The following is a 25,384-nucleotide window of genomic DNA, read 5'->3' as shown; positions in this document are numbered from 1 at the left end:
TAAAAGACCCCATGCGTGGGCTGGCCGGCATGATGTCGGGCACGCTGATCATGCAAGCGATCAGTATCTTTTTGGGTCTTACCGTCATTTTAAAAATTGATGGTGGCGTGTATTGGACGACGCCGAACTGGGTTGCGGTAACGGTGCTCGGGGCTTTGCATGTGCTCGCAGTCTTTTTCGTGCGCAAGTCCTGGGCTATCCCCATGATTCTGGTGCTGCAAGCGCTCGGGTTGTTGACGTTCTTCATCCACTGGTCCATCGGCGTCATCATGCTGTTGTTCATTGCTGTCTGGGCGTTCATGCTGTATTTGCGCTCGATGTTGTTGGAACGCATGCGGCGTGGCTTGCTAACCACTCAGCATTTGGGCACGGACTAACTGCGCTAGTGGTCAGCATTTGGGCACGGACTAACTGCGCTAGTGGTCAGCATTTGGGTACAGACTAGCTGCGCTAGTCGTGGAATTTCCGGTGCTTGGTGTCGGCTGGGAAGTGCTAGACCGAAGAAGTTTTCATTGAAACAAGTTGTAAACTAGAGACCATGACTGAACGTACTCTGATTTTGATCAAACCTGACGGTGTACAGAATGGCCACGTGGGAGAGATCATCTCCCGCATTGAGCGCAAGGGACTGCGTCTGGCAGAACTCGATTTGCGTGTGGCAGACCGCGAAACCGCAGAAAAGCACTACGCTGAGCACGCCGATAAGCCATTTTTCGGTGAGCTGGTGGATTTCATCACTTCCGCGCCCTTGATCGCTGGCATCGTGGAAGGCGACCGCGCCATTGACGCATGGCGCCAGCTGGCTGGCGGCACCGATCCCGTCGGTAAGGCCACCCCGGGCACCATCCGCGGTGATTTTGCGTTGTCCGTTGCAGAAAACGTCGTCCACGGTTCTGATTCCCCAGAATCCGCAGAGCGCGAGATCGGGATCTGGTTCCCGAACCTGTAAGCAGCGGGATCTGGTTCCAAGAATCTGTCTCCACTCGGTGCGCTCGTTCCGCGCACTTATATAACCTGGCGCAGTTTATGTGCGAATTTTGCAAATAGTGGCCGCAAAACCGGCGATTTCGTAGCACTATTTGTAAAAAAGACACATGACCGTAGCTAGGGATTGCCGCCAGCGTCTATGCCAAGGGTGGCGCTGAGCGCTGCTCACCTCCGTGCTAACAAACCCCGTGCTAGCGGGAGCGCAACCGCAATCCCTGTAACACCGAACTTCGCTAACGCCCCTGCCGGTAGTGCTGCAAGCACCGAATACCGGCGGGGGTTAAGCTATATTGCCACTTGTGCGGCTGCTCGCGCACGGTAATTTTCTTCGCCTCGACCAGGTGCGCTTTCCGCAGTGTTTCCAGCTCAGTGATCACTTCATCGGTGTCCCGGTGGATGGCGCCTGCAAATTCTGTGACGTTGATGAACACATTATCCCCGGCTCCGACGGCCGCCAGGCCCCGCAGTACCTTCGGATGTCGTGCGACCAGTTCGAGTCGCTCACTGGTGATTTCTTCCATATTGCTTTTTCGCAGTGCCTGTTGGATTCGACGCTTGCCGACGCGACGCGGACCGATATTGGTGCCGAGGATCTGGAAAGCAAAGCCGATGGTCGCCACCGCCGCCGTCACAGCAATGGAGGCAGCTGGATGAAGAACGCCGTCTAATTGGGCAATTGGCAGCGGCAGAATGACACTCCACGGGACTATCGGAAGGTACAGCATGAGTTTTTGCTGCGGGGTGTAATCGGTGTCCCGGTATTCCTCGGTGGAAACGGAGACTAGGTAATCACGGAACAGCCAGACACCGGATCCGATGGCACAGGCGAAGCAGAGTACTGCTGCTAACCAGTGCTCGTGCAGTATCAACGAATAACCAAGCCCTGCGGGCACGGCGGCGCCAGCGTTGAAAAGCAGTTGTGTAGTTATCGAACGGTGGTGACCCTTTCTACTGAGCATGTCCTTATTTTAATCAAAATCGCCGAGTTGCCGAGTTCGATTGTTCAGATGGCACGCAGCTAGCGGGAGGAAACTGTGGGCGAAGTTGTGCTTTGCGGCTATCCGTCGGCAAGAATTCTGTGACATAATGCCAACTGTGTTGTTCCCGCGAGTGCGGTTGGAAGAACGTTACGGCACACAGTTTTTGTATGACGAGCCCGGTGTGGGCTTTATATTTGAATATTTTCGATGCCCTGCGCGGCAGCGGCCAGGTGGCTGCGCCCGGGGTTTAAGACGAGCTCAGGAGAAAAGATAACGGTGAATTTCACCAAAGAGACAATTGAAAAAGCTTCGACGCTGACAAGCGCGGCATGGCCGGAAAAGACCCGCGTGTATACGTTGGCGAAAAATCTAGGGTTGAGTTCGCGGGAGCTCATTGGAGTTTTAGCGGATTTGCAGATTTCTAAGCGTGCCCAGTCGAATGTGGCACCGGACGAGGTCACTGCCGTACTGGATTATATCGCGAGCAAAGGCAAAGCCGATTCGGGCAATCCCGATTCGGGCACAGCTGGCAAGGCTGAACAGAGCGAAGCCGAAGGCAAAACGGCCGATAAGAGCGAAAAAACGCATGGCAAGAAAGCACAGCAACCAAAGCAACCAAAGCAAACAGATTCGACGCTAGACCACGAAGCGGAAGAGAAATTGCGCCACCGGGTGCGCAAAAACGTGGAAAATGAAATTAACCAGATCGTGCAAAAAGTTGCTGCGGATCTGCCAAACATTTCGGTAGCTGATGAGCCTGAGCCAGCCCCGAATGTGCCCGCCCCAGCAGAACCGAGGATGAATGCCTACGTTCCAGTATTCCGTGCACCGGATGTCGGTCCGGACGTTGCCGAATCTGAGATTGACGACATCATCGCCGCTACGGAAGAAGCCGAGGATGCAACTGGCGCACCTGAAGAAAACGGCGATAACCGGGGACGTAACCGTGCTGGAAAAACCTCGCGCGGTGTAAGGAGAAATGGTGCGCGGACCGCAGCAAGCGATGCGACGGCTCATTCATCCAACTCAGTCGCTTCCGATGATCTGGTGGGAGATGACTTAGCGGGCAACGATGATCTAACGGGTGATGGCCTAACGGGTGATGACGCGGTGCGTAACGACAACTCCACGAATAATCGCGGTGGGAGCAGCACTAATTCCCGCGGTCGACGCCGCCGTGGTCGCCGTGGCGGATCGCGTGGGCGTGGTAGCGCGCAATCGGTGCAGACTGCTGACGCTGATCAGGGTGATGATAATCGCCATGTTGCTGGAAGCAACGTCGCTTCCCAGAAAGACGGCGGTTTTGATGAGAGTGCCCAGGAGTCCTCGAACGAAGGTTCACAGGGCAGTGTCGAAGAAGCAGTTGCCAGCACAAAAAATTCCGGCGACGCAAAAAATTCTGGTGACGCGAAAAACACCGGTGATGCCAAAAATAAAGACAAAGCTGCGGACAACAAGCACACCGTCGAAAAGATTGACGAGCCACGTGGTTTGCGCGGCTCCGACCGTCTGGAAGCACAGCGCCGTCGTCGCAACGAGCTGCGGGAAGAAAGCCGCAAGACAGAACGCATAGTTTCCGAAAGTGAATTCCAAGAGCGTCGAGCAGCGATCACGCGCAAAATGGTTGTCTGCGAGCGTCCACGCATGGACGGGCCAGGTACGGTTACTCAACTCGGTCTGCTCGAAGACGACGTGTTGGTCGAGCATTTTGTCAATGCGGAAAACCAAGGCTCCATGATCGGAAATATCTACCTGGGTCGCGTCGAAAACGTGTTACGCAACATGGAAGCAGCGTTCATCGATATTGGGCAGGGACGCAATGCAGTCCTTTATGCCGGGGAAGTTGATTGGAAAGCACGCGGCCTCAGCGGACACCAGCGTCGTATTGAAGCGGCCTTGAAGCCTGGCGACCAAGTGTTGGTGCAGGTCATGAAAGACCCGTTGGGCCATAAGGGCGCGCGTCTGACCGCGCATATCTCGTTTTCTGGCCGGTACCTGGTGTATGTGCCAGGCGGGCGTAATGCTGGGATTTCACGGAAACTTCCGGCGGAAGAGCGGAAACGCTTGAAAGACATGTTGGAGCGCGTCGTACCGGAAGATGGTGGCACGATCATCCGCACGGCTGCCGAAGGCGTGCCGGAGCGTGCCATTGCTGCTGATGTGGACCGCATGCACAACCAGTGGCTGCATATTAAGCAGCGCATGGAAGATGAGATGCAGTCTGCATCAACCGAGCCAGTAACTCTCTTCGAAGAACCAGATATGCTGGTCAAGGTGGTTCGCGATCTGTTTAACGAGGACTACACTGAGCTCATTGTCGACGGTGATCGGGCCTATGAAGTCATTTACTCCTATGTGAAGTCCGTGGCTCCGGATTTGTTGAAGCGAATTACAAAGCACGACCCAAAGGCTTTCAACGACCAGGATTCCTTTACTGCGTATCACATTGATGAACAGATCCAAGTGGCCTTGTCGCGTAATGTGCCGTTGCCATCCGGTGGTTCGTTGGTCATCGACCGGACGGAAGCGATGATCGTTATTGACGTTAATACCGGGAAATTCACTGGTAAGCGCAAGGGCGGTAACCTGGAGGAGACTGTCACGCGCAATAACTTGGAAGCTGTAGACGAAATTGTGCGCCAGATCCGTTTGCGAGATTTGGGTGGCATGATTGTCATTGACTTCATTGACATGATCTTGGAAGAAAACCAGGATCTGGTGTTGCGTCGGTTGAAAGAGCGTTTGACTTCGGATCGTAGCCGTCATCAAGTTTCGGAAGTCACCAGCTTAGGTTTGGTGCAGCTTACCCGAAAGCGTATTGGTACCGGCTTATTGGAAGCTTATGCGGCGGACTGCCCGACGTGTTCGGGCAGGGGAGTGCTGATCAACAGTGATCCTGTTGATGCCATGAAACAGGCCGAAATTGCGGCACAGGCGCACGATCATGAGCCAGACAATGGCTATGGTCGTGATCGTGTACTGTTGGCAGGCTCTGACGCTAGCGCGGATGGTGCTAGCGCAAGTGATGATGCGGATGCGGCTGATGATGAGGACGTGACTGCGTCGACTTCAATAGACGTGCATGAGGACGAGAGCCCGAAGAGCAAACGCGAACGAGAGCGTGCTGCAGCCGCAGAATTTGAAAATTTGGCGGCTAGCGTGATTGGCAAGCAACAGCCAAAGGCTCGAACTTCGGATCGTTCGGATGAGCCAACAACTGGCTCGGCGAAATCTGGCCGTGCTAAGCGTGGCAAGAATCGTAGGAACAAGCGTGCTCATGATGTTGTGTCGCAAGCTTCGGTTGCCGCACAAGATGGCGCTAAGACACGTAACGTCGCTGAGAAACAAATCGACACTGAGGCAAAAAACAGCGCTGAGGCAAAGAACGGCGCTGAGAAGCAAAACGTCGGAGACACGCAACCTGTAGGTGATAAGAACGCCTACGAGAAAGCGGTTGCAGAGTTTGAGTCCAGTCCGCGCCGCCGCCGTCGTACTCGTGGTAATTCCCGTTCTGATCACCGTCCGCGCAGGGCGGATTTCCGGTGGGATGACACCCAGGGAAGCAATCAGACAGCGCCGACCAAGAGAATCCTCACGAACCGCAAGGAGCACGAGGACACAGTTGCACAGGCTACAGAAACAGCAGGGGCTGCAGGGGCTGTAGGGGCTGCTGAGGAGGCAGTGCGTAAGTCTATGAAGCGTCGTCGAGTAGTGCGGCGGATTTCTGCGGTGGCTTCCCAATCAGGCGATGACTCGCAGGCGACAGCGACGCAGCAGCAGGCTGGCGACGCGAGTGATAGCACGCACCGCACCGGTGGTGAGAAACATCAACGCAGTGCTAAAGACGCGGCTGTGTGCAAAAGCACACGGCGGCGTCGGGTTGTGCGACGCCCAATAAAGAAATAGTTGGGTTTGTCTTTTTGGGTGTGTGCACGGTAGTCTTGGACAGTCGCTGTTATGAGCCTGCGCATCATTATCCAGACAGCTGCTAGATAGCCGTATCTAGGTGGCTATCTAGTTGGCACATGGATAGCGTGGCAAGTAACGCTTAAGTAATTAAAGTCCATCTTGGGGCTTACGCACCGCGGCTGTTTGGCAGTGTGCGGTGGGTATGTTCCGAGTCGAGTATAGATAAGGGGTAACCCTCCATGTACGCGATCGTCAAGACCGGCGGAAAGCAGTACAAGGTTGCTGAAGGTGACCTCGTCAAGGTTGAGAAGCTTGAGGGCGAGCCAGGCGATGCCGTGGCTCTTACCCCGGTTCTGCTCGCCGATGGCGCAACCGTCAAGACCAAGGCTGATGAGCTCAGCGGTGTATCTGTCAACGCTGAAATCGTAGAACAGACCAAGGGTCCAAAAATCCGGATCCTGAAGTACAAGAACAAAACTGGTTACAAGCGTCGTCAGGGCCATCGTCAGCCACTGACCGTCGTCAAGATCACCGGAATTAAGTAAAGCACTAAGGGGATAGCACAATGGCACACAAGAAGGGCGCATCGTCCACCTCGAACGGTCGCGATTCCGAGGCCAAGCGTCTCGGCGTTAAGCGATTCGGCGGCCAGAAAGTCAACGCTGGTGAGATCATCGTTCGCCAGCGTGGCACCAAGTTCCACCCAGGTGAGAACGTCGGCCGTGGTGGCGACGATACCTTGTTCGCTCTCGAAGCTGGATCCGTCAGCTTCGGTGTTAAGCGCGGACGTCGGGTCGTCAACATCGTTCCGGCACAAGAAGTAGCCGCAGAAGCCAGCGCATAAATAGCCTGAGCTTCTCGTCGGAACCGACACGGTTCCAACGCGCAGTTCCCACCTGAATGTGGGGCTGCGCGTTTTTTGCTTAAATAATGGTCTAACGCACCGCCAACATTTTTCTAGAAAGGGCCCGCGCCATGTCTCGTTTTATCGATCGAGTAACCCTGCACCTATCTGCAGGCGACGGCGGGCACGGCTGTGCCTCGGTGCACCGCGAAAAATTTAAACCTCTCGGTGGCCCCGACGGCGGTAATGGCGGCCATGGTGGCGACATTATCCTGGAAGTCTCCAACCAGGTGCACACACTGTTAGATTTCCATTTCCGACCGCACATCAAGGCAGAACGCGGCGGCAACGGTGAAGGAGATCATCGCCAGGGTAAGCGTGGCCAAGACTTAGTCTTGGAGGTGCCCGTGGGCACGGTCGTGCGCAATGCGAAAGGCGAGATGCTGGCGGACTTGACCACAATTGGCACCCGGTTCATGGCTGCGGAAGGTGGATATGGCGGCCTGGGTAACGCGGCTCTTGCTAATGCCTCCCGGAAAGCGCCCGGTTTCGCGCTGAAAGGCGAGCCCGGGGAGGAACATGATCTGATTTTAGAAATGAAATCGGTTGCCGACGTAGGGCTGGTAGGTTTCCCGTCGGCCGGTAAATCGTCTCTGATTTCCGTTCTGTCTGCAGCAAAGCCGAAAATTGGTGATTATCCATTCACCACTTTGAGCCCGAACCTAGGGGTGGTTACTGCTGGTGACAGTGTATTTACTATCGCTGATGTGCCCGGCCTAATTCCCGGTGCTTCCCAGGGCAAAGGCCTGGGCCTGGAGTTTTTGCGCCACATTGAGCGTACCGCCGTACTAGCCCATATCGTCGATACGGCTTCTATTGAGCCAGGTCGTGATCCGGTATCGGATATTGAAGCCTTGGAACATGAACTAGCGCAATATCAAGATGCTTTGGAAGAAGACACAGGTTTGGGCGATATCATGCAACGCCCACGAGTGATTGTGCTTAATAAAGCCGATGTGCCAGAAGCCCGTGAGTTGGCAGAATTTGTCAAAGAGGACCTGGAAGACCAGTTTGGTTGGCCGGTGTTCATCATCTCAGCTGTCGCGCGGCAGGGCTTGGATGCATTGCGCTATAAACTCGCAGAAATTGTGGATGCAGACCGGGCAGAGCGCCCAGTTGGAGAAGAAAAACCGGCGCCAGAAGTTATCCGCCCGCAGGCTGTTATGGGGCGTGGTGCGAAACAGGGCGGCCATCATGCTGATTTCACAGTGCGCGAAGACCCACAGGTGGAAGGTGGCTTCATCGTCGAAGGCAAGAAGATTGAGCGTTGGATTTCCCAGACGGACTTCGAAAACGACGAAGCGATTGGTTATTTGTCTGACCGTTTAGCTCGCGCCGGTGTGGAACAAGAGCTTTTCCGCAGAGGCGCGGTGGAAGGCTGCCCGGTGACCATCGGCGAGATCACTTTCGAGTGGGAACCGATGATCGGCGGCGATCCAACTTTGGCTGGTCGTGGACGTGATGCTCGATTGGAAACCACGGATCGTGCTACCGCGGCAGAGCGTAAGCGTGCTTCGCAGGCGCGACGCGGCCTGATCGACGAACTGGTTTATGGAGACGTCGACGAAGAACAATCAGATCGCGAGCGTTGGCAGGGTTAAACATTCAGATCGTGTGATGGGTGAGATCGCGCGCGGATTTTTGTAGACTAAGCAGTATGCCTCACAACGCCCATGACCGTGACATTCATGCCCACCTCCCGTTGGATCCGTACCAGGATAATTCGCCGGAAGCGAAGTTCCCGGATCCGCCGGAAGAAGCACAAGATAGCTTGGCCATGGGCCACGAATCTGCTTTGCGTGAGCAGATTACGAAAGCCAAGCGCGTCGTCGTCAAGATCGGTTCTTCCTCGCTGACGGATGATTTTTCCGTCTCCCCGGAAAAGATCGATCACATTGTTGATGCGTTGCAGGCGCGTATGGAAGTCTCCGACGTTATTGTGGTCTCTTCGGGAGCTGTCGCCGCTGGCATGAAGCCGCTGGGCTTGACGGAACGCCCACAGGATCTTGCCACCAAGCAGGCAGCTGCTGCGGTTGGCCAGGTGCATTTGGCTTATGAGTGGTCGCGCTCTTTCGCCCGCTACAACCGTACGTGCGGGCAGGTTTTGTTGACTGCCTCGGATGCTGGCCGACGCGACCGCACCCGGAACGCGCAGCGTACTATCGATCGTTTGCGTATTTTGCGTGCGGTACCGATCGTGAATGAAAACGACACGGTGGCGACCTCCGAAATGCGTTTTGGTGATAACGACCGCCTATCGGCAATCGTGGCCCACTTGACTGGCGCGGATGCGCTATTTTTGCTTTCCGACGTCGATGGCTTGTACGACAAGAATCCGGCGGAGCCAGATGCTAACTTCGTCGACGAAGTTGTCACTGGTAAAGACCTGAAAGGCGTTGCCGCTGGTGACGGCGGCAAGGTTGGTACTGGCGGAATGGCCTCGAAAGTATCGGCAGCTCGCCTGGCAGCGCGCGGCGGCGTGCCGGTGCTGCTCACGTCGGCGGATAATATTGGCCCGGCGTTGGAAGATGCCCGAGTTGGTACCGTATTCCACACTCGTGAAGAACGCCGTTTGTCCGCTTGGAAATTCTGGGCACTCTATTCTGCCGATTCCGGTGGAACTTTGCGTTTGGACGAAGGTGCGCTCAAGGCAGTTACTCGTGGCGGTAATTCGCTGCTGGCAGTCGGTATCACCGATGTTGATGGTGAATTCCGTGCCGGTGAAATTGTGGATATCGTTGGACCGAATTCTGAGGTCGTCGGCCGTGGCGAGGTCAACTACTCGTCGTCGGCGTTGAAGTCGATCATGGGTAAGAAGACCGAAGACATGCCGGAGGAAATGCAACGTCCGGTTGTGCATGCTGACTACCTCTCGAACTACGCTTCGCGTCTGTAAAACTGGTGTCTTGAAGTTGTGGCGAAGAAGCTAGGATTGGTTGCTTCGCCGAAAATCCCGGTAACCTGGGGGCCATGAAGTTTCTTATGTACCCGCACAGCTGGGATAAAGTACAAAAGACCCTAGAAGACGCCGGCCACACGCTTGTCGACGACATCGACGACGCGGACTGCATGTTGTTTAACGGTAAGCCGGATGAGCTGCCGGAGATTCCAGAATCCCTTGGTTTCGTGCAGCTGCACCTGGCCGGCGTGGATGCTTTCGTCGACCAGATGAAGGCGTCGTCGGCCCGGTGGGCAAATGCTGCCGGCCTGTACGACAAGACCGTGGCAGAGTCTGCGATTGCGCTTCTTTTGGCGCAACTGCATGCACACAAAGCGTCCACGCAGGCGGAAACTTGGTTGCAGGAGGAGCTAGAAGCTAAGACGCGATTTTTGTGCGAAGATTCTACCGTTGCCATTATCGGTGCGGGTGGAATTGGCGCGGAATTAATTAACATGCTCTCTGGCTTTGGCCCGGAGATTATTGCGGTTAATCGCTCCGGTAACCCCGTTGAAGGTGCGGATGAGACTGTGCCAAGCACTGAGTTGGATTCGGTGTGGCCGCGCGCGGACTACTTTGTGCTGCTGATGCCGTTGACCGAGGAAACCCACCATATTGTGGATGCCAATGCTTTTGCGAAGATGAAAGATAGCGCCGTCGTCGTGAATGTGGGTCGTGGACCTTTGGTCAACACCGATGATCTTGTCGACGCGCTCCGTGATGGTGTCATCGCTGGTGCTGGTTTGGATGTCACTGAACCTGAACCATTGCCGGATGGGCACCCGTTGTGGAAGATGCCGGAATGCGTCATCACTCCACATTTGGCGAACCCGCTGTATTCGGTGCGTAAGCGCATCGGCGCGCACATGCTGAAAAATATGGAAGCTTTCGCGGCTGGCGAGAAGATGCCGACGGAAGTTGATGTTGCAGCAGGCTACTAATTTCAGCAGCCTTCATAATTTGAGCGGCCGACTAAACCGGACAGCCGTTTTATTTAAGCCTGGAAGCAGGCTGTTAAATACGTATACTGGGCGACATGACTGACAAAGCTACAGAAAACTTGTCGCCCGAACGCGCCCAGGAGCGCGAAGAGGTTCTCACCAAGGCCCGTGCCGCTAAGGACGTGGCCCCGGTGATTGCCCAACTTTCAACTCCGCAGAAGAATGAAATTTTGGAAACTGCGGCCCAGCATTTGCTGGATAACACTTCTATTATTCTTGGCGCTAATGAGCGCGATATCGTCAATGGTAAAGAAGCTGGCCTGAGTGATCAGCTGTTAGATCGCTTGCGTTTGGATGAAGAGCGCATCGCGGGTATCGCTAATGGCTTGCGTCTGGTCGCTGGCTTGCAGGATCCGGTAGGCGAGATTCTGCAAGGTTCCACCATGGACAACGGCATTGAGATGAAGCAGGTGCGTGTCCCGCTTGGTGTTATGGGCATGGTCTATGAGGCTCGTCCTAACGTCACTGTGGATGCATTTGGCCTGGCTATTAAGTCAGGTAATGTGCCGTTGTTGCGCGGTTCGAAGTCCGCTCGTGAGTCCAACAAGCAGTTGGTGGAACTTTTGCAGGACACTCTGGAAAAATTGGGTCACCCACGTGAAGCCGTGCAGCTTTTGCCTTGTGAGACCCGTGACTCCGTGCAGGATCTGATTACTGCTCGTGGCCTTGTGGATCTCGTTATTCCACGTGGTGGTGCTGGCCTGATTAACGCGGTTGTGTTGGGTGCTACTGTACCGACCATCGAAACCGGTACTGGGAACTGCCATTTTTATATTGATAAATCGGCAGATCTTGACAAGGGCATCGCGATGGTGGTTAACGGAAAGACCCGTCGTACCTCGGTGTGTAACTCCACCGAGACTGTACTGCTGGATTCCGCATTGAGCGATGAAGACAAGCTACAGGTTGTACGCGCACTACAGGATGCTGCGGTAACTATTCATGGTGATGTAGAAGAGCTCTCCGCTTTCGGTGTGGAAAACGCGGTGCAAGCTACTGAGGAAGATTGGGCAGAAGAATCCCTGTCCATGGATATTAACGCCAAGGTTGTCGGTGGTGTCGATGGTGCTATCGCGCACATTCAGAAGTGGAGCACCGGACATACCGAAGGTATTGCCGCGCAAGATGCAGATATTTTGCAGAAGTTCGCCAATGAGGTCGATGCCGCTGCAGTGATGCTGAATGCATCCACTGCCTTCACCGATGGTGAGGTTTACGGCATGGGTGCAGAGATTGGCATTTCCACCCAGAAACTGCACGCTCGCGGCCCCATGGCTTTGCCGGAGCTGACCTCTAGCAAGTGGATTTTGCAGGGCACTGGTCACACCCGCCCATAAGTCAGCTCGCATTTGATTATGTGAGCTGGAATAATTCCCGGTATGACTGCCTCATGCTTGCGAGTCCGTGCTGCAACAAGGCTGGCGATTACTGCTGCACGGGGCTCGCTGAGCGCGGTAGTGATCCGAATGCGTTCGAGTTTTCCGCCAGTCTTGGAGAAATTTTGCGGGAAACCCCGCCGCGCGTAATCGCGCATGAAGCAATTTCTGGTGTGGTTGGGAGCTTGCGGTCAGGTATCGACGAGGCACCTGGTTTCGTGGAAGAGCTTGAGGATTCCACAGGCTGCCACCCGGATTATATTGTGTTTGGTTATTCGCAAGGTTCGATTGTGCTCAGCCACCTGGAAAAATATTTGCACCAGAAAAACCAATTACGCGGGGCGGTTTATATTGGAAATCCGCAATTAGGCGCTGAGGATCCTTCTATCGTGGGCAGTCCACGGGTTGGTAACGGGCTCATTGCTGGTTCGGCAGTGGTGCCGCCGTTGTTACGCCCGGAATTAGCTTCGGTGCGGCGCATTAATTACTGTATGACTGATGATTTCGCCTGTGATCTCACCCCGCACTCTGCAGTAGCTGCCTTGCGGGATGAAGCTGGTATTCACGGTGATTATTTCCTCATTGATTATCCGAACGATGGCCTCGTGGTCGATGAATTAGCAGAATGGATTGTGCATGGCTAAACCTCATAATCGCGGTGTTTGTCGTGCTAGCATGCCCGGTTCCCGTCAGCGCATTGGCGTAATGGGCGGTACTTTTGATCCGATCCACAACGGTCACTTGGTTGCTGCAAGTGAGGTGGCGGACCAGTTTTGTTTGGACACCGTCTTGTTCGTGCCTACTGGTCAGCCCTGGCAAAAAGCAGATAAGCAAGTCACCCCGGCAGAGGCGCGGTATTTGATGACGGTGATTGCTACTGCGTCGAATCCGCGCTTTGGGGTGAGCCGCGTCGATATTGACCGTGTTGGCGCTACCTATACCGTCGATACGCTGCGGGATTTGCGGGAAAAATACCCGGAAGCCGAGCTGTTTTTTATCACGGGTGCTGATGCCATGGCGAATATCGTGTCGTGGCATAAGTGGGAGGAGATGTTCGAGATGGCGCGTTTTGTGGCGGTAACCCGCCCGGGCTACGAGTTGTCTGAGGCGATGCTGCCGGATATTCATGAGCGTCGCATAGATTTGGTGGATGTACCGGCGCTTGCGATCTCGTCTACCGATATCCGCGAGCGCGCTGGACAGGGCCGCCCGGTGTGGTATTTGGTTCCGGATGGGGTGGTGCAGTATATCTCGAAGAACAATTTATATGCGGAAAACTAGCCCAAACCGGCTAGTTCGTGCGAAACTGTGACTAGACCATTCATGGGCTTGACCAACTTTGGCGCTCACTGCACAGTCCACGAAGCTGTGCGCTGTCAAAAACAAGTTATTCCCAAAACAAGCTACTGCCAGAACAAGCTACTGCCAGAGCTAACTACTGTCAGAAGAAATTATTGCCAGAAAGAGGAAGGTGCGCATTGACCGCTACTGATACCGCTCGCGAACTCACGAGTGTGGCCGTTCGCGCCGCTGATGAGAAATCTGCGGCCAATATCGTTGCCATGGACGTTTCTGATGTCCTGGGCATTACCGAGGTGTTCATTATTGCTTCGGCGGATACGGAGCGCGCGGTTAAGGCTGTCGTCGACGAGATTGAAGAAGACCTGAAAGACGCTGGCCGGAAGCCGTTGCGTCGGGAAGGCCAGCGTGATTATCGCTGGGTGTTGCTGGATTATGGCGATATTGTCGTGCACGTCCAGCACAATGATGAACGCGATTTTTATGGCCTGGACCGCTTGTATGGCGATTGCCCACTGGTAGAAGTCGATGGCGTGGAATATTCACGTCCGGGTACTTATTCTGAGTTCGACGGTGCGCAGGTGCGTTCTGCCCAGGCTATCGATGATATTCCGGTGGTGGGCGAGGAGCGCTCATGACCCGCTCTCTGTATCTCGTCCGCCATGGTGAGACGACCTACAACGCCAGCGGGCGGATGCAGGGCCAGTTGGACACCGAGCTTTCTGAACGCGGGCATGCCCAGGCACGCCAGGCAGCGGAGTCGCTTGCCGACGTCCGCATCACGCGTATCGTTGCTTCAGATTTAAGCCGTGCGGCCACCACTGCCGGTCATATTGCTGATCGTTTGGGGCTGGAAGTCACTACCGATAAACGCTTGCGCGAGACTCATTTGGGTGACTGGCAAGGTCTGGCTCGTACCGAGGTTGACGAGCAGTATCCGGGAGCGCGTGCGCAATGGCGCAATGATGCTCGCTGGACTCCACCGGGAGGTGAATCTCGCGTGGATGTGTCCAAGCGTATCCGTCCGGTTGTCGACGAGCTGATGGAAGAGTATTCCGACTGGGACGACGGTGGGGTGTTGTTGGTTGCTCACAATGGCGCGATTTCCGCGTTGGCTTGTGCTTTATTGGATTTGCAAGTGGAGCAGTTCCCCATGCTGACGAGCCTGAAGAATACACATTGGGCCAAGCTGGTCGCGCGCCCGGGATTGCACTCGGATGCTGCGAAGTCTAGTCCGCGGTTTTCGACTACGGCTGATGCGCGTAGTGCCCGGTGGTTTCTTGAAGGCTGGAATATGGGTCGAGGGGACTAAATGGCGGTTCAGGTGGTTACGGATTCCTCAGCTAGTTTGAGCGAGGACGTTATCGCAGAACTTGGCATCACTGTGTTGGATCTGCACGTGATGGAGAAAACTGCCAAGGATGGTTCGGTAGAGCGTTCCACAGCGGGGTTGTCGTCATTGGAGTTGGCGGCAACTTATGGTCGGTTGGTGGAGCGCAGCCGGGGGGACGGCGTGCTGGTGATGCATTTGCCAAAAGAGTTGTCTGCGACGTGGAACTCTGCGCAGACGGCAGTGGGGCTTTTCGACGATGATGAGATTCGCCTTATCGATTCACCGGCGATCGCGATGGCAATGGGCGCGGCAGTGATGACGGCCGCGAAACTTGCACAACAGGGCGCTGACCTCGATGAATGTCATGACGCTGCGTTGGGGGTCCTGTCGCGTTCTGCTACTTGGGTGTATTTGCACCGGATTGATGATCTGCGCCGTTCAGGTCGTTTGTCGACGACAACGGCAATGTTGTCGACCGCATTGTTGGCGACGAAGCCGATTATGCAGTTTAAGGAAGGCAAGTTGGAGTTGGTTGGGAAAACCCGCACCCAAACCAAAGCCTTTAACAAGTTGGTCGAGCTGATTTCTCAGCAGGCTGCTGGCGAGCCGGCGTTTATCGCGGTGCAGCATAGCGAGGCAGAAGAGGCAGCAGAGACGTTATATGACTTGCTTGTCGACGCCTTAGCTCCTGGTTCTTCGGTGATGGTCATGGAGATGAGTGAAGTGTTGCGAGTGCATGTCGGCACCGGCGCGATCGGGGTTTCTGCTGTTTTTACCGTGGCAGATTAGCCTGTTTTTATTAGCTCGCTTTTACTAGCACGGTTTTATAGGAATAGCGTTGTTTGTGTGTTAGTTATCCACAGAACGCTGCAGCGTGTTGACCTGTCAGGTAATTTTTCACAGGCTTGTTGGCGGCCGTATTCTTTTTCTTCTTTTGTACTTTTAGTATCGCGGCCATGAGCCCAACAGCACGCTTAAAAGAACGTATTGCGGAATTAACCCGCCCGACTGGAGAAGAAGACCTCATGGCGGTGGATTATCCCAAACCACGGTTTTCTTTGTCGCAAACCGCAGCGATTGCCGCGGCAGTGTTTGCGCTGATTGGCTGCGTGCTGTGGTGGGCGTTGAGCTCGGATGGACTAGGTTCGGGGAAGTCGGATTCGGAGCAGCTGGATTTCGCTGCGCTGGCAGCAGGGTCTGCTGCAGCCTCCGGTGGGAATTCTGCAGGGGATGGCACTGCAGGATCTGGAGCAGCGGGTGATGCCACTGCAAGGAACGATACAACTGGGGAAGCCTCAGCAGGCGCCAAGACTTCCGGTGATGGCACCGCGGGTCCCCACGGAGTTGAAGAGATCGTGGTCTCGGTAGTGGGGTTAGTGCATAACCCGGGAATAATGACCCTTCCCGAAGGTTCCCGTGCCGCTGACGCGCTGGCGGTGGCGGGTGTGTTGCCGGAAGCAGATTTGGTTCGCATCAATCATGCAGAACGACTCAGTGATGGCCAACAGTTAGTAGTGCTTGGTCCGAATGATCCTGTTCCTTTAGCTGCTGCACCGAACAGCGAGAGCAGCGGAGGAAACGGCAGCACCGGTACAGGGCCAGGTGCAAATACTGGTCCGATTCCATTGAATACTGCCTCGGCTGCTGAGCTGACGTCGTTACATGGCGTAGGCGAAGCTACAGCTGCTGCGATCATAGAGTTTCGGGATGCGAATGGTGGCTTTGCTGCTGTAGATCAGCTTTTAGAGGTGCCCGGGATTGGTCCGGCGAAGTTTTCCCGGCTAAAAGATGAAGTAACGGTATAAACCAGCCATGCAAGATCTGCGTTTGCTGCCTAGTGCACTGACGAGTTGGGCGGTTGCGCTGTTGGTGATCTTAACCGGAGGCCCAGGTTGGGCGGTTGTATTACTCGTGGTGGTTGGTGCGGTGTGCATATTCACTGGGCACTGGCAACACGCAATGCTGGTAGTAGCCGCGGCTGGTGCAGCGTTGTTTATGGCAGCCACCCGCCAGCGTCGCGCAGCAGCTTTTTCTTATCCGGAGCAATTGTCGGCCACGGTGGCCGGGCGTGGTACGGCACTAGAATTTGGCGGATACTATTTTCCAGTCAAGGTAGATGGTCTTGCGCCAAACTTGGCTTTGTTCACTAAACCGGCTACCACCGGGATGGATGCAGACACCGTGCAACAAACCGCCAGACAAACAGCACAACAGCCAGCTGGAATAGCTCCCGGATCCCAGATATTGGTTGATGCTACATATCAAGAATCTGCTCGTCCTGGATTAGCCCCGGTGGTAGCCCGTGGCGAGATCCTGGAAGTACAACCTCCTACCGGTTTTGCCAAATTTGCGGCTAATATCTCTGATTCTTTGCAAGCAGCTAGTCAACAATTTCTCGGTGAACATACCGCGGCCCTGGTTCCGGGAATGGTACTGGGGGATAGAAGTGCGCAGACAGATCAGCAACGCCAAATGTATATCGATGCTGGATTAAGCCATCTCACCGCAGTGAGTGGCTTGCATGTGGCGACGATTGTGGCTGCTGCCGTAATACTTGCCCGTGTCGCACGGTGTGGTCCGGTAGGTCAATCGATTGCAGCGCTAGTGGTATTGGCTTTCTACGCCAGTGTGGTGGGGCCGGCACCATCTGTGTTGCGCGCAAGCATCACTGGTCTCGTCGGAGTTGCGGCCATTGTGAATTCCTCCCGCATGCCACCGATTCATGCTTTGAGCATTGCGGTGATCACTCTTTTGCTTATTGACAGCGATTTGGCAGTGACTTTCGGTTTTGCGTTGTCGGTGGCAGCGACCGCGGGAATCATCGCGTTAGTGCCCTTGTTGTACCGGCCGTTGGCGCGAATTGGACTACCTGATGTGGTCGTCCGGGCTTTCGCGGTTTCTATTGCCGCGGATATTGTGACCATGCCCCTCGTGGCGCTCATGGCCGGCCGGGTCTCGGTGGTGAGTGTGCTCGCCAATGTTGCGGTTACCCCCGTGGTCAGCATCGCCTTATTGCTTGGGTTGGCTGCCACCATTCTGGCCGTGTTGCCACTACCTTTTCCAGCAGAAGCAGTTGCGCTGAAACTCGCAGAACCCGTTGTGTGGTGGATTTACCGCGTTGCGAGCTGGGCACAAAACCTTCCATTGGCAACCATTGAGGTCACGCCGTGGGCCGCTGCGATTGCATATGGCTGGATAATCGTAGCCTTGCTGGCGGGATTGGTGCGGACCACCATTGCTGTCGGTATTACAGGCATGTTGTTTGCGGGCTGGCTCCAACGCCCACCGGCGCCAGCAGAAATCTCTCCGGATAACGTGCTGGTAATTGATGAGCTTGCAGAAATCACAGATTATTCCGGCCAGATTGCTGCAGAGACTATTCCCGGCAACACAGAAGCTATTGTGGTTACCGATTCGTCGGGAAGAAAGGCCGATCGGCCGACCGCGACCCCTGCCGGTATCCCGATTATTTTCCCCAATCGAGACGGTCCAGTAACCGTGTACGTCGATGGCTCACAGCGCGCCGAAAGCGGCAAGTTCTAGCTGTGGCACGATAGGAAGCATGGCATTGAATTCCAGCGTCCAGCTAATTATTGGAGACGAAGAATTTTTGGCGGAGCGCGTGCGCTTAGACTTGACGGCGGAAGTCCGCAACAATGCCGCTGATGGCGAGCAGGTTCACCAAACTACGTTGCGCGCCGGGGATATTACCGGCCCGGAGCTTATTGAAGCCACCAGCCCGTCGTTATTTGGCGATGAGCGGATTGTGGTGGTCACCAATGCAGAAACCGCTGGAAAAGAACCATTGAATTTGTTGTTGGATGCGTGTGTGAACCCAGCGCCTTCGGTCACCATCATCATTGTCTATGCCGGTGGTGGGCGAAATCAGGCGATAATGAAAAAGATTGAAAAATTGTCGCAGACTCATCGCGTGGCCAAGCTAAAGCCCTCTGAGCGTGCCAATTGGCTGACCCAGGAATTCCGGCGACACAACGTGCGGGTGGGCCCGGAAATTATCCACAGCCTGTTGGAAGGGGTGGGATCGGATTTACGTGAACTTGCCTCGGCGGTGAGTCAGCTGGTTGCCGATACCAATGGAAACGTCACCGAGGCCGCAGTACGCGAGTATTACCAAGGCGTGGCAGAGGTATCCGGTTTCGATATCGCGGATGCTGCAGTAGCCGGCCACACTTCCCAAGCAGTGGCTTCGGTGCGACGCGCCCTGCAATTGGGGGAACCACCGGTGAAACTGGCCTATGCGTTGGCGAGCAAGGTGGGTACGGTGGCGCGTTTGTATTCAGAGCACGGCGGTAATGCGCAAAAACTCGCTGGACAATTGGGAATGCCACCGTGGCTGGTGGATAAATCATTGAAGGTAGCGCGCCGGTGGCGGGGCGAAAATGTATCGCAGGCGGTGATGATTATTGCCGAGTTGGATGCTGAGGTGAAAGGCCAGGGAGGCGACGCCGAGTACGCGTTGGAATCAGCGGTGCGGAAAATTTCGGAGCTTGCGCGCTAAAATTGTGGCGCTATGACTGAAAAAGACACAGAAAAAGACGCTACAAAACAACCGGAACCAGCAGATGATCTGCAGTTGCAGGAATTCGCCACTAAGCTTTTTGATTTCGCACGAGCCGGTGATACCACGTTGCTCGAATACATTGAGCATGGTCTGAACGCGGATTTGGTTAATCATGAAGGCCACAGTCTGCTGATGATGGCTGCCTATCATGGTCACGCTGATTTGGTGCGTGGCTTGGCTGAGCGTGGGGCAGACGTCGACAAGCTCAATGACCGCGGCCAATCTCCATTAGCTGGCGCGGTGTTCAAGAAGGAAGATGCGGTGGTAGACGCGTTGCTCGCAGCCGGGGCAGATCCGAACCACGGGCACCCGACGGCGGTGGATACTGCGCGCATGTTTGAGCGTGCGGACTTGCTCGAGCGTTTTGAGAATACCAAGTGACGCTGGCACAGTGGGTTAGCCTGTTAGCGCTGAATCTCGCTGGAGCTGCCAGCCCCGGTCCGGACATGATTTTGATCATGCGCTTGGCGACGCGATCGCGGACGCACGTATTAGCCGCTGCGCTAGGCATTCAGCTGGGGGTGGTGATGTGGACTAGCCTGACGGTGTTTGGGGCGGCCGCGATCCTGACTGCCTATCCGTCTGTGCTGGCCTTTGTACAGCTGATTGGTGGTATCGCGTTGATCTGGATGGGGCGGAATATGGCTATGGCCGGCTGGCGCGACCGTAGCACTAAGCCGGTGGATCTGGCCGACGCTGCGCTACGTTTGGGCTCGTTAAAGTCTGCGTTTAAAACTGGCTGGCTGACGAATATCGCGAACCCGAAGATTGTACTGTTCCTAGCGGCAATTGTGGCGCCGTTGTTGCCGCAAAGCCCATCGATTGGTTTGTCCATTGCTGTGATTGCGGCGTTGACACTTTCAGCGTTTTTGTTGTTTGTGGTTGTGGCATTCTTCTTGTCGACGAAGGCAGTACGTCGTCGCGTGTTAGCCGCCGGGCCGTGGATTGATATTGCTTCTGGAGTGCTGTTTATGGTTATTGGCGGCTCTCTGGCTATTAACGGGCTTGTGACAATGATTTGGGCTTAGGCTATAGAGCCAAGATCCAAAGAGGGCATAGGGCACCTGCAAAATCTGGACCCAAGTAATGCTTGGAATCCGTTGAAAATACTTTGGATGCGCCCAATCTGGATTGGTTGGGTGCATTTTCATGCCTTTTTAAGCAATAAGCAGTGAGATCGTAACTAAAACCGATTTCTATCGGGGGATAGGATTCTTTTAGACAGCGTACTATGCCCCAAAAATATGGGGCATCTGGATCTGTAACGCACTAATCTGGGGGTAGCTTGTAACGAAAATAAAAAGTGGAAAACAAAAAATATTACGTTCGAGTTCATACAGTTCAAACGGGATTTTTAGCGCAGTTAATTTGATTTCTTCGCATTTACTTGCAGAAAAACCTTTTTGTTTAACGCGAGCCTTATGGATTTATATATTTTCGTTGGGTTATGGGCGGTGGACTGTAGCTTGTTAAGCTATGTCACGTACCGTTCGTTTCATATGAAAGGATTGTTGACCATGATCAACGATATTCTTGTTAACCTGTCCACCACCGCTAGCGGCGTTGCTGGTTACCTCATCGAGGCTGCTAAGTTCGTATTCGCTGGCGTTTCCGGCGTTTTCACCAACGTTCTGAGCTCCTCTAAGTAATTGACTGTTTAACAGCTGCGGTGGGGCTCTAAGTTCCTGCCGTTACTTTGAGATCTCCTCAGCGGTTTTCCGCTGGGGAGTTTTTGCATTTATGGCTGCGCCGTGAGTTCAGAGAGTCGTTGCAACACTTTCCTTTAGGAATGTGTTGTTGTACCTGGAGTTGTTGACCCAGGGGCTGGCGCGATGGGCAAGTTGAGTTGCTTGCTGGGTAATTGTGAAGGCGGCTAACACTGTTGTGTTAGCCGCCTTAGGCATTGACTGGGGTAGGGGTTCCCAATCGGTTGTTTTGGCCTTGGCCTAAATTAGATGCTGGAGCCGAAAAGCTGAATGAAAGGCTCAGCGATAGCGGAGATGACGGATGCGATGCCCACGCCGATCTGTTCGATGAAAGCCAGGATGCCGGTGGTGGTTGGTGCGTCTGCAGGAAGCTTGTCCATGGGGACTCCTTAAATGTAGAGATGAATTAGGTCGAACGCTTGTTGTTCTAGGTTCGCCCTGTATTGCGCCCCCAACTCTAGGGGCAGGGAAATATATTGAGCAAATGATTCCCAGTAAGAAACTGAAAAATCCCAGGTCGAAAGATTCTACTGTGATAAAAACCGCAATCTAGTAATATTATGCTTTGCTAATTTAATATTTACATAAGAAGTAGAAAAATGCCGTGAAAAGGAAAAACCCGCCAACGCTTAAGCGCTGACGGGCAGATTTGGTCTAAGTGAATTTAGACCAAGGCATTAGGCTTATTTGCCTAAATTAGAAGCTGGAGCCGAAGGCCTGAATGAAAGCCTCGGCGAAGCCAGAGATTACATTGGCGATGTTAACGCCGATAGCCTCGATGAAGTTACCGACGCTGGATGCCTGTGCATCGGCAACGAGTGGGTTGGTTGGGTCCATTGGGTTTACTTTAGGCAAAGGCATAAGTCTTCTCCTTGATGTCCTTATGAATGTTGCGCAATTCAAAATCCCGGAGATAGACGGGTTTATCCTTGCATTGCGCTCCCAATTTTAAGGGCTTTTGGTGGGAAATATCAAATATGTTTTACGTATCATGTGCAAAACTAAGGTTAACCGCTAAAGTTAAGGATAGTTTCAAGCGTTGTGACTGTAAAACTAGAGAACCGGGCCGGGTGTGCAGTAACCCAGGCCGGTTCTTTTTGGTGACCGCGCAAGACTAGCAGCTATTCAGTGAGAAACTGACTGAGCTAGAAACTAGCTTAGCCTTCCATCTTGTTGAAAAGGTTGGCCATGCCAGACTTCTTGTTAGCGGCGGTGTTGCGGTGGAAAACGCCCTTGGAAACAGCCTTGTCCAGCTCGCGGGAAGCTACGCGCAGCTTCTCTTCCGCGACGGCCTTGTCGCCAGCTTCAACAGCGGAGCGGAAGTTGCGCATCATGGTGCGAACGCGGGAACGAACGTGCTGGTTGCGACGGCGCGATTTTTCGTTAGTGATTACGCGCTTCTGCTTGGACTTAATGTTTGCCATGGTGAAGATACCTCTTATAGTCGATAGACATTGACGTGAAAACTCATTCTGCCTAAGCATTTCCAGCATTACGATCAGCCGAAACTGACCCTAGATGCGCGTCACCAAACCGTTATCGGGCGGACCCAAGGTCCTGACCGCCCCGCTTGGTGCAGCTCGACAGACGAGCAACCCTGTAGAGCCTAGCAGAATTAGGCCGATAATCCCACTTCATTTCACTTCGCCGTGTCTTGTCTATTGCCTTGCCACGTCACGCCGTATCGCGTACCGACTAATTCCATTGATGTTCGTTGCGCAGCCGGTTGGCGATCCGTTCAAAACGTCGTCTAGGAAATAACACGCCTTGCCGACGCAAATATTGCTCTTGGATCTCGAGCACGTGATCCACCCGAATCCAACAGGGCCGACCTGCTTCATCCCATTCCCCGGTGCCGATGCTGGTCCACCGCGGATCGTGATCATGCGTAGGATTCGGCGAGATTAACAAGGCCAGCACGCTGCTATTCGTCCGCCCAACAATCAACACTGCGCGTTCGCGTGGTGGGGAATCGATGCCGTCGGTGGGTGTCCAAACCCATACGACCTCGCCGGAATCAGCGTGTCCGTCCATATCGGGGGCGTAGAAAATTGTGCGGGTCAGTGCGCGGGATTTCCATACTTGAATTTTTGCTGCGGCACGCGCCACTGAGCGCGACACGGTGTTCTGCATGCCTAGGCGCTGGTTAATTAGTGCCAGACCTTTTTCCAACAGGTCTTCGTTGGGGCTGGATGGCGACCAGCGTTTATTTTTCCGCCGTGCTGCAGACATACTAGTCATCCTAGCTATTGCGCTTAGCTGTCCTGGCTATTTTCCTTGCGGCGTGGTTCGGTAGGCTGGTGGGAGTTTACAACGAGAGGTAGTCCGAGGAAGTAATGTCGAAAAATTTTGCAGCGCAGACGTTCACCGGAACCGAGCGCCTGCGCAACTTCTGCATCATTGCGCATATTGACCACGGTAAATCCACCCTGGCGGACCGCATCCTGCAATTGTCCAACGTCGTTGATGCGCGTGATATGCGCGATCAGTACCTCGACAACATGGACATTGAGCGTGAGCGTGGCATCACGATTAAAGCGCAGTCTGTGCGCTTGCCGTGGGTCCCAACGTCCGGCCCGCATAAGGGTGAAGAAATCGTGCTGCAGATGAATGACACTCCCGGCCACGTCGACTTCACCTATGAAGTTTCCCGGGCCCTGGATGCCTGTGAGGCAGCCATTTTGCTTGTCGACGCAGCCCAAGGCATCGAAGCGCAAACTTTGGCGAACTTGTACTTGGCAATGGAACACGAGCTGGAGATCATTCCAGTTCTCAACAAGATTGACTTGCCTGCCGCAGATCCAGAGAAATATGCCCTAGAGCTGGCGAACATCATCGGTTGTGAACCAGAAGATGTCCTGCATGTTTCCGGAAAAACCGGCGAAGGTGTGGTTGAGCTGCTGGACAAAGTCGTCGAACTGACACCGCCACCACACACAGATTATCCAGACGACGCGCCCGCCCGCGCAATGATCTTCGACTCTGTCTACGACGTCTACCGTGGTGTCGTTACCTATATCAGGGTGGTCGATGGCCAGTTGAAGCCACGGCAAAAAGTACGCATGATGAATACCGGGACAGACCTGGAAATTCTGGATATGGGCATCGTTTCGCCAAAGCCAACCTCTTGTAAAGGCTTAGGCCCTGGTGAAGTTGGCTACGTCATCACGGGTGTAAAAGACGTTCGTGAGACCAAAGTTGGCGATACCATTACCTGGGCCAACAAAGGAGCCGAGGAACCACTGCAGGGCTATGACGAACCCAAACCGATGGTTTATTCGGGCATGTTCCCGATCTCGCAGGAAGATTTCCCTGACCTGCGTGATGCGCTAGAAAAACTCCAGCTTAACGACGCCTCACTGACCTTTGAACCAGAAACTTCCGTCGCGCTGGGCTTCGGCTTCCGCTGCGGATTCCTGGGGCTGCTGCACATGGAAATTACCCGCGACCGTCTGGAACGTGAATTCGACCTGGACTTGATTTCCACCGCGCCTTCGGTGACTTATCGCGTGGTCAAAGAAGACGGCACCGAGCAGTATGTGCACAACCCTGCGGACTGGCCAGAGGGTAAGCACGATGCGGTCTATGAGCCGATCGTGAAAATGACCATCATTGTGCCAGCGGATTTCGTCGGGCCGACCATGGAGCTATGCCAGTCCAAGCGTGGACAAATGGGTGGCATGGACTACCTTTCTGAAGACCGAGTCGAGTTGCGCTACACGATGCCGTTGGGTGAGATCATCTTTGATTTCTTCGACATGCTGAAATCTCGCACCAAAGGCTATGCCTCGTTGAACTACGAGGAGGCCGGTGAGCAGTTGGCGGATCTGGTTAAGGTCGATATTTTGCTGCAGGGTGATCCTGTCGACGCTTTCAGTGCAATCGTGCACCGCGAGCATGCATATCACTATGGCAACAAGATGACGAAGAAGCTAAAAGAACTTATTCCGCGCCAACAATTCGAAGTGCCGGTGCAGGCGGCTATTGGCGCGAAGATTATTGCCCGCGAAAACATTCGTGCGATGCGTAAGGACGTGTTGGCGAAATGCTATGGCGGCGATATTTCGCGTAAGCGGAAGCTGTTGGAAAAGCAGAAAGCCGGTAAAAAGCGCATGAAGTCACTGGGTTCGGTGAACGTGCCACAGGAAGCTTTCGTGGCGGCACTGTCGACTGATGGTGATTAGGTGCTGCCATTAGGTGCCGCTGTTAGGCACTGCTATTAGTCGCGCCTAGTGACCGATGGCTGGTGCTAATGAGACGCAGTCGGTAACTGCTCCCAAAATTCACTATTGTGGAAGGGCATAAGTGTTTTACCGACTCGCGTCGCGCACGCGTAGTTTCCTGAGACGTCTTGTGCGCGGTGTGGTTT

26 protein-coding genes are annotated in these 25,384 nt (G+C 54.4%); 21 read left to right on the top strand and 5 right to left on the bottom strand.

The window, feature by feature from the left end; translation table 11 throughout:
* The first annotated feature begins 11 nt into the window (after window positions 1-11).
* Complete coding sequence (locus tag HMPREF1292_RS11185) at window positions 12-377, top strand: DUF4233 domain-containing protein (RefSeq protein WP_081703827.1); 366 nt, start codon at window positions 12-14, stop codon at window positions 375-377.
* Between the two features lie 161 nt (window positions 378-538).
* Complete coding sequence (ndk, locus tag HMPREF1292_RS00495; RefSeq protein ID WP_021353603.1) at window positions 539-949, top strand: nucleoside-diphosphate kinase; 411 nt, start codon at window positions 539-541, stop codon at window positions 947-949.
* 271 nt (window positions 950-1,220) lie between these two features.
* On the opposite strand, the gene HMPREF1292_RS00490 is transcribed toward ndk, so the two are convergent.
* On the bottom strand, window positions 1,221-1,946 hold the full coding sequence (locus HMPREF1292_RS00490) for a hypothetical protein (RefSeq protein ID WP_023018280.1): 726 nt from the start codon (window positions 1,944-1,946) through the stop codon (window positions 1,221-1,223).
* A gap of 297 nt (window positions 1,947-2,243) precedes the next feature.
* Here HMPREF1292_RS00490 and HMPREF1292_RS00485 point away from each other — a divergent pair, with 297 nt between their 5' ends.
* From HMPREF1292_RS00485 to HMPREF1292_RS11460, 18 genes are all read left to right on the top strand, one after another.
* Window positions 2,244-5,873, top strand: a complete 3,630-nt coding sequence (locus HMPREF1292_RS00485) for a translation initiation factor IF-2 N-terminal domain-containing protein (protein WP_023018279.1) — start codon at window positions 2,244-2,246, stop codon at window positions 5,871-5,873.
* A gap of 242 nt (window positions 5,874-6,115) precedes the next feature.
* Window positions 6,116-6,421 (top strand): 50S ribosomal protein L21, encoded by a 306-nt coding sequence (rplU, locus tag HMPREF1292_RS00480; protein WP_021353609.1) that lies wholly within the window; start codon window positions 6,116-6,118, stop codon window positions 6,419-6,421.
* Window positions 6,422-6,441: 20 nt separating this feature from the next.
* A complete protein-coding gene (gene rpmA / locus HMPREF1292_RS00475; RefSeq protein ID WP_023018278.1) occupies window positions 6,442-6,720 on the top strand; it encodes a 50S ribosomal protein L27 in 279 nt (92 codons plus the stop codon).
* A gap of 131 nt (window positions 6,721-6,851) precedes the next feature.
* Complete coding sequence (gene obgE, locus HMPREF1292_RS00470) at window positions 6,852-8,381, top strand: GTPase ObgE (RefSeq protein WP_023018277.1); 1,530 nt, start codon at window positions 6,852-6,854, stop codon at window positions 8,379-8,381.
* A gap of 56 nt (window positions 8,382-8,437) precedes the next feature.
* Window positions 8,438-9,676 carry a glutamate 5-kinase gene (gene proB, locus HMPREF1292_RS00465; RefSeq protein WP_021353612.1) on the top strand — a complete coding sequence of 413 codons (1,239 nt, stop codon included), beginning with the start codon at window positions 8,438-8,440 and terminating at the stop codon, window positions 9,674-9,676.
* 74 nt (window positions 9,677-9,750) lie between these two features.
* Window positions 9,751-10,659: a D-isomer specific 2-hydroxyacid dehydrogenase family protein gene (locus HMPREF1292_RS00460; protein WP_034644925.1), complete on the top strand. Its 909-nt coding sequence runs from the start codon at window positions 9,751-9,753 to the stop codon at window positions 10,657-10,659.
* A 95-nt stretch (window positions 10,660-10,754) separates the two neighbouring features.
* Entirely contained in the window at window positions 10,755-12,056 is a 1,302-nt protein-coding gene (locus HMPREF1292_RS00455) for a glutamate-5-semialdehyde dehydrogenase (protein WP_021353614.1), read from the top strand.
* Window positions 12,057-12,109: 53 nt separating this feature from the next.
* Complete coding sequence (locus HMPREF1292_RS00450; protein ID WP_021353615.1) at window positions 12,110-12,739, top strand: hypothetical protein; 630 nt, start codon at window positions 12,110-12,112, stop codon at window positions 12,737-12,739.
* The gene (gene nadD, locus HMPREF1292_RS00445; RefSeq protein ID WP_021353616.1) at window positions 12,732-13,376 is read left to right on the top strand and encodes a nicotinate-nucleotide adenylyltransferase; all 645 of its coding nucleotides are present in this window, start codon (window positions 12,732-12,734) and stop codon (window positions 13,374-13,376) included. Before HMPREF1292_RS00450 ends, nadD begins: the two co-directional genes overlap by 8 nt.
* Window positions 13,377-13,573: 197 nt before the next feature.
* Entirely contained in the window at window positions 13,574-14,032 is a 459-nt protein-coding gene (gene rsfS / locus HMPREF1292_RS00440; protein ID WP_021353617.1) for a ribosome silencing factor, read from the top strand.
* Window positions 14,029-14,706: a histidine phosphatase family protein gene (locus tag HMPREF1292_RS00435; protein WP_021353618.1), complete on the top strand. Its 678-nt coding sequence runs from the start codon at window positions 14,029-14,031 to the stop codon at window positions 14,704-14,706. The genes rsfS and HMPREF1292_RS00435 overlap by 4 nt, the downstream gene beginning before the upstream one ends.
* Complete coding sequence (locus HMPREF1292_RS00430) at window positions 14,707-15,516, top strand: DegV family protein (protein WP_023018275.1); 810 nt, start codon at window positions 14,707-14,709, stop codon at window positions 15,514-15,516.
* Between the two features lie 167 nt (window positions 15,517-15,683).
* Entirely contained in the window at window positions 15,684-16,532 is an 849-nt protein-coding gene (locus tag HMPREF1292_RS00425; RefSeq protein WP_023018274.1) for a helix-hairpin-helix domain-containing protein, read from the top strand.
* Between the two features lie 7 nt (window positions 16,533-16,539).
* The gene (locus HMPREF1292_RS00420) at window positions 16,540-18,270 is read left to right on the top strand and encodes a ComEC/Rec2 family competence protein (RefSeq protein WP_023018273.1); all 1,731 of its coding nucleotides are present in this window, start codon (window positions 16,540-16,542) and stop codon (window positions 18,268-18,270) included.
* Window positions 18,271-18,289: 19 nt separating this feature from the next.
* On the top strand, window positions 18,290-19,246 hold the full coding sequence (gene holA, locus HMPREF1292_RS00415) for a DNA polymerase III subunit delta (RefSeq protein WP_023018272.1): 957 nt from the start codon (window positions 18,290-18,292) through the stop codon (window positions 19,244-19,246).
* A 12-nt stretch (window positions 19,247-19,258) separates the two neighbouring features.
* The gene (locus HMPREF1292_RS00410) at window positions 19,259-19,690 is read left to right on the top strand and encodes an ankyrin repeat domain-containing protein (protein WP_021353624.1); all 432 of its coding nucleotides are present in this window, start codon (window positions 19,259-19,261) and stop codon (window positions 19,688-19,690) included.
* Window positions 19,687-20,337: a LysE family translocator gene (locus HMPREF1292_RS00405; protein WP_023018271.1), complete on the top strand. Its 651-nt coding sequence runs from the start codon at window positions 19,687-19,689 to the stop codon at window positions 20,335-20,337. The genes HMPREF1292_RS00410 and HMPREF1292_RS00405 overlap by 4 nt, the downstream gene beginning before the upstream one ends.
* Before the next feature lie 489 nt (window positions 20,338-20,826).
* Window positions 20,827-20,958, top strand: coding sequence for a hypothetical protein (locus HMPREF1292_RS11460; RefSeq protein WP_255342454.1), 132 nt, complete (start codon window positions 20,827-20,829; stop codon window positions 20,956-20,958).
* Window positions 20,959-21,260: 302 nt separating this feature from the next.
* On the opposite strand, the gene HMPREF1292_RS11455 is transcribed toward HMPREF1292_RS11460, so the two are convergent.
* From HMPREF1292_RS11455 to HMPREF1292_RS00390, 4 genes are all read right to left on the bottom strand, one after another.
* On the bottom strand, window positions 21,261-21,395 hold the full coding sequence (locus HMPREF1292_RS11455) for a hypothetical protein (protein WP_021353627.1): 135 nt from the start codon (window positions 21,393-21,395) through the stop codon (window positions 21,261-21,263).
* Between the two features lie 316 nt (window positions 21,396-21,711).
* The gene (locus tag HMPREF1292_RS10965; protein WP_021353628.1) at window positions 21,712-21,876 is read right to left on the bottom strand and encodes a hypothetical protein; all 165 of its coding nucleotides are present in this window, start codon (window positions 21,874-21,876) and stop codon (window positions 21,712-21,714) included.
* A gap of 296 nt (window positions 21,877-22,172) precedes the next feature.
* Window positions 22,173-22,439 (bottom strand): 30S ribosomal protein S20, encoded by a 267-nt coding sequence (rpsT, locus tag HMPREF1292_RS00395; RefSeq protein WP_021353629.1) that lies wholly within the window; start codon window positions 22,437-22,439, stop codon window positions 22,173-22,175.
* A 271-nt stretch (window positions 22,440-22,710) separates the two neighbouring features.
* Window positions 22,711-23,247 carry a type II toxin-antitoxin system PemK/MazF family toxin gene (locus tag HMPREF1292_RS00390; protein WP_023018270.1) on the bottom strand — a complete coding sequence of 179 codons (537 nt, stop codon included), beginning with the start codon at window positions 23,245-23,247 and terminating at the stop codon, window positions 22,711-22,713.
* 104 nt (window positions 23,248-23,351) lie between these two features.
* Here HMPREF1292_RS00390 and lepA point away from each other — a divergent pair, with 104 nt between their 5' ends.
* Window positions 23,352-25,199: a translation elongation factor 4 gene (gene lepA / locus HMPREF1292_RS00385; protein WP_023018269.1), complete on the top strand. Its 1,848-nt coding sequence runs from the start codon at window positions 23,352-23,354 to the stop codon at window positions 25,197-25,199.
* Window positions 25,200-25,384: the final 185 nt, after the last annotated feature.

The sequence above is a fragment of the Corynebacterium sp. KPL1995 genome, from assembly GCF_000477935.1.
GTDB lineage: Bacteria > Actinomycetota > Actinomycetes > Mycobacteriales > Mycobacteriaceae > Corynebacterium > Corynebacterium pseudodiphtheriticum.
This window is presented reverse-complemented; position numbering and strand designations above follow the sequence as displayed.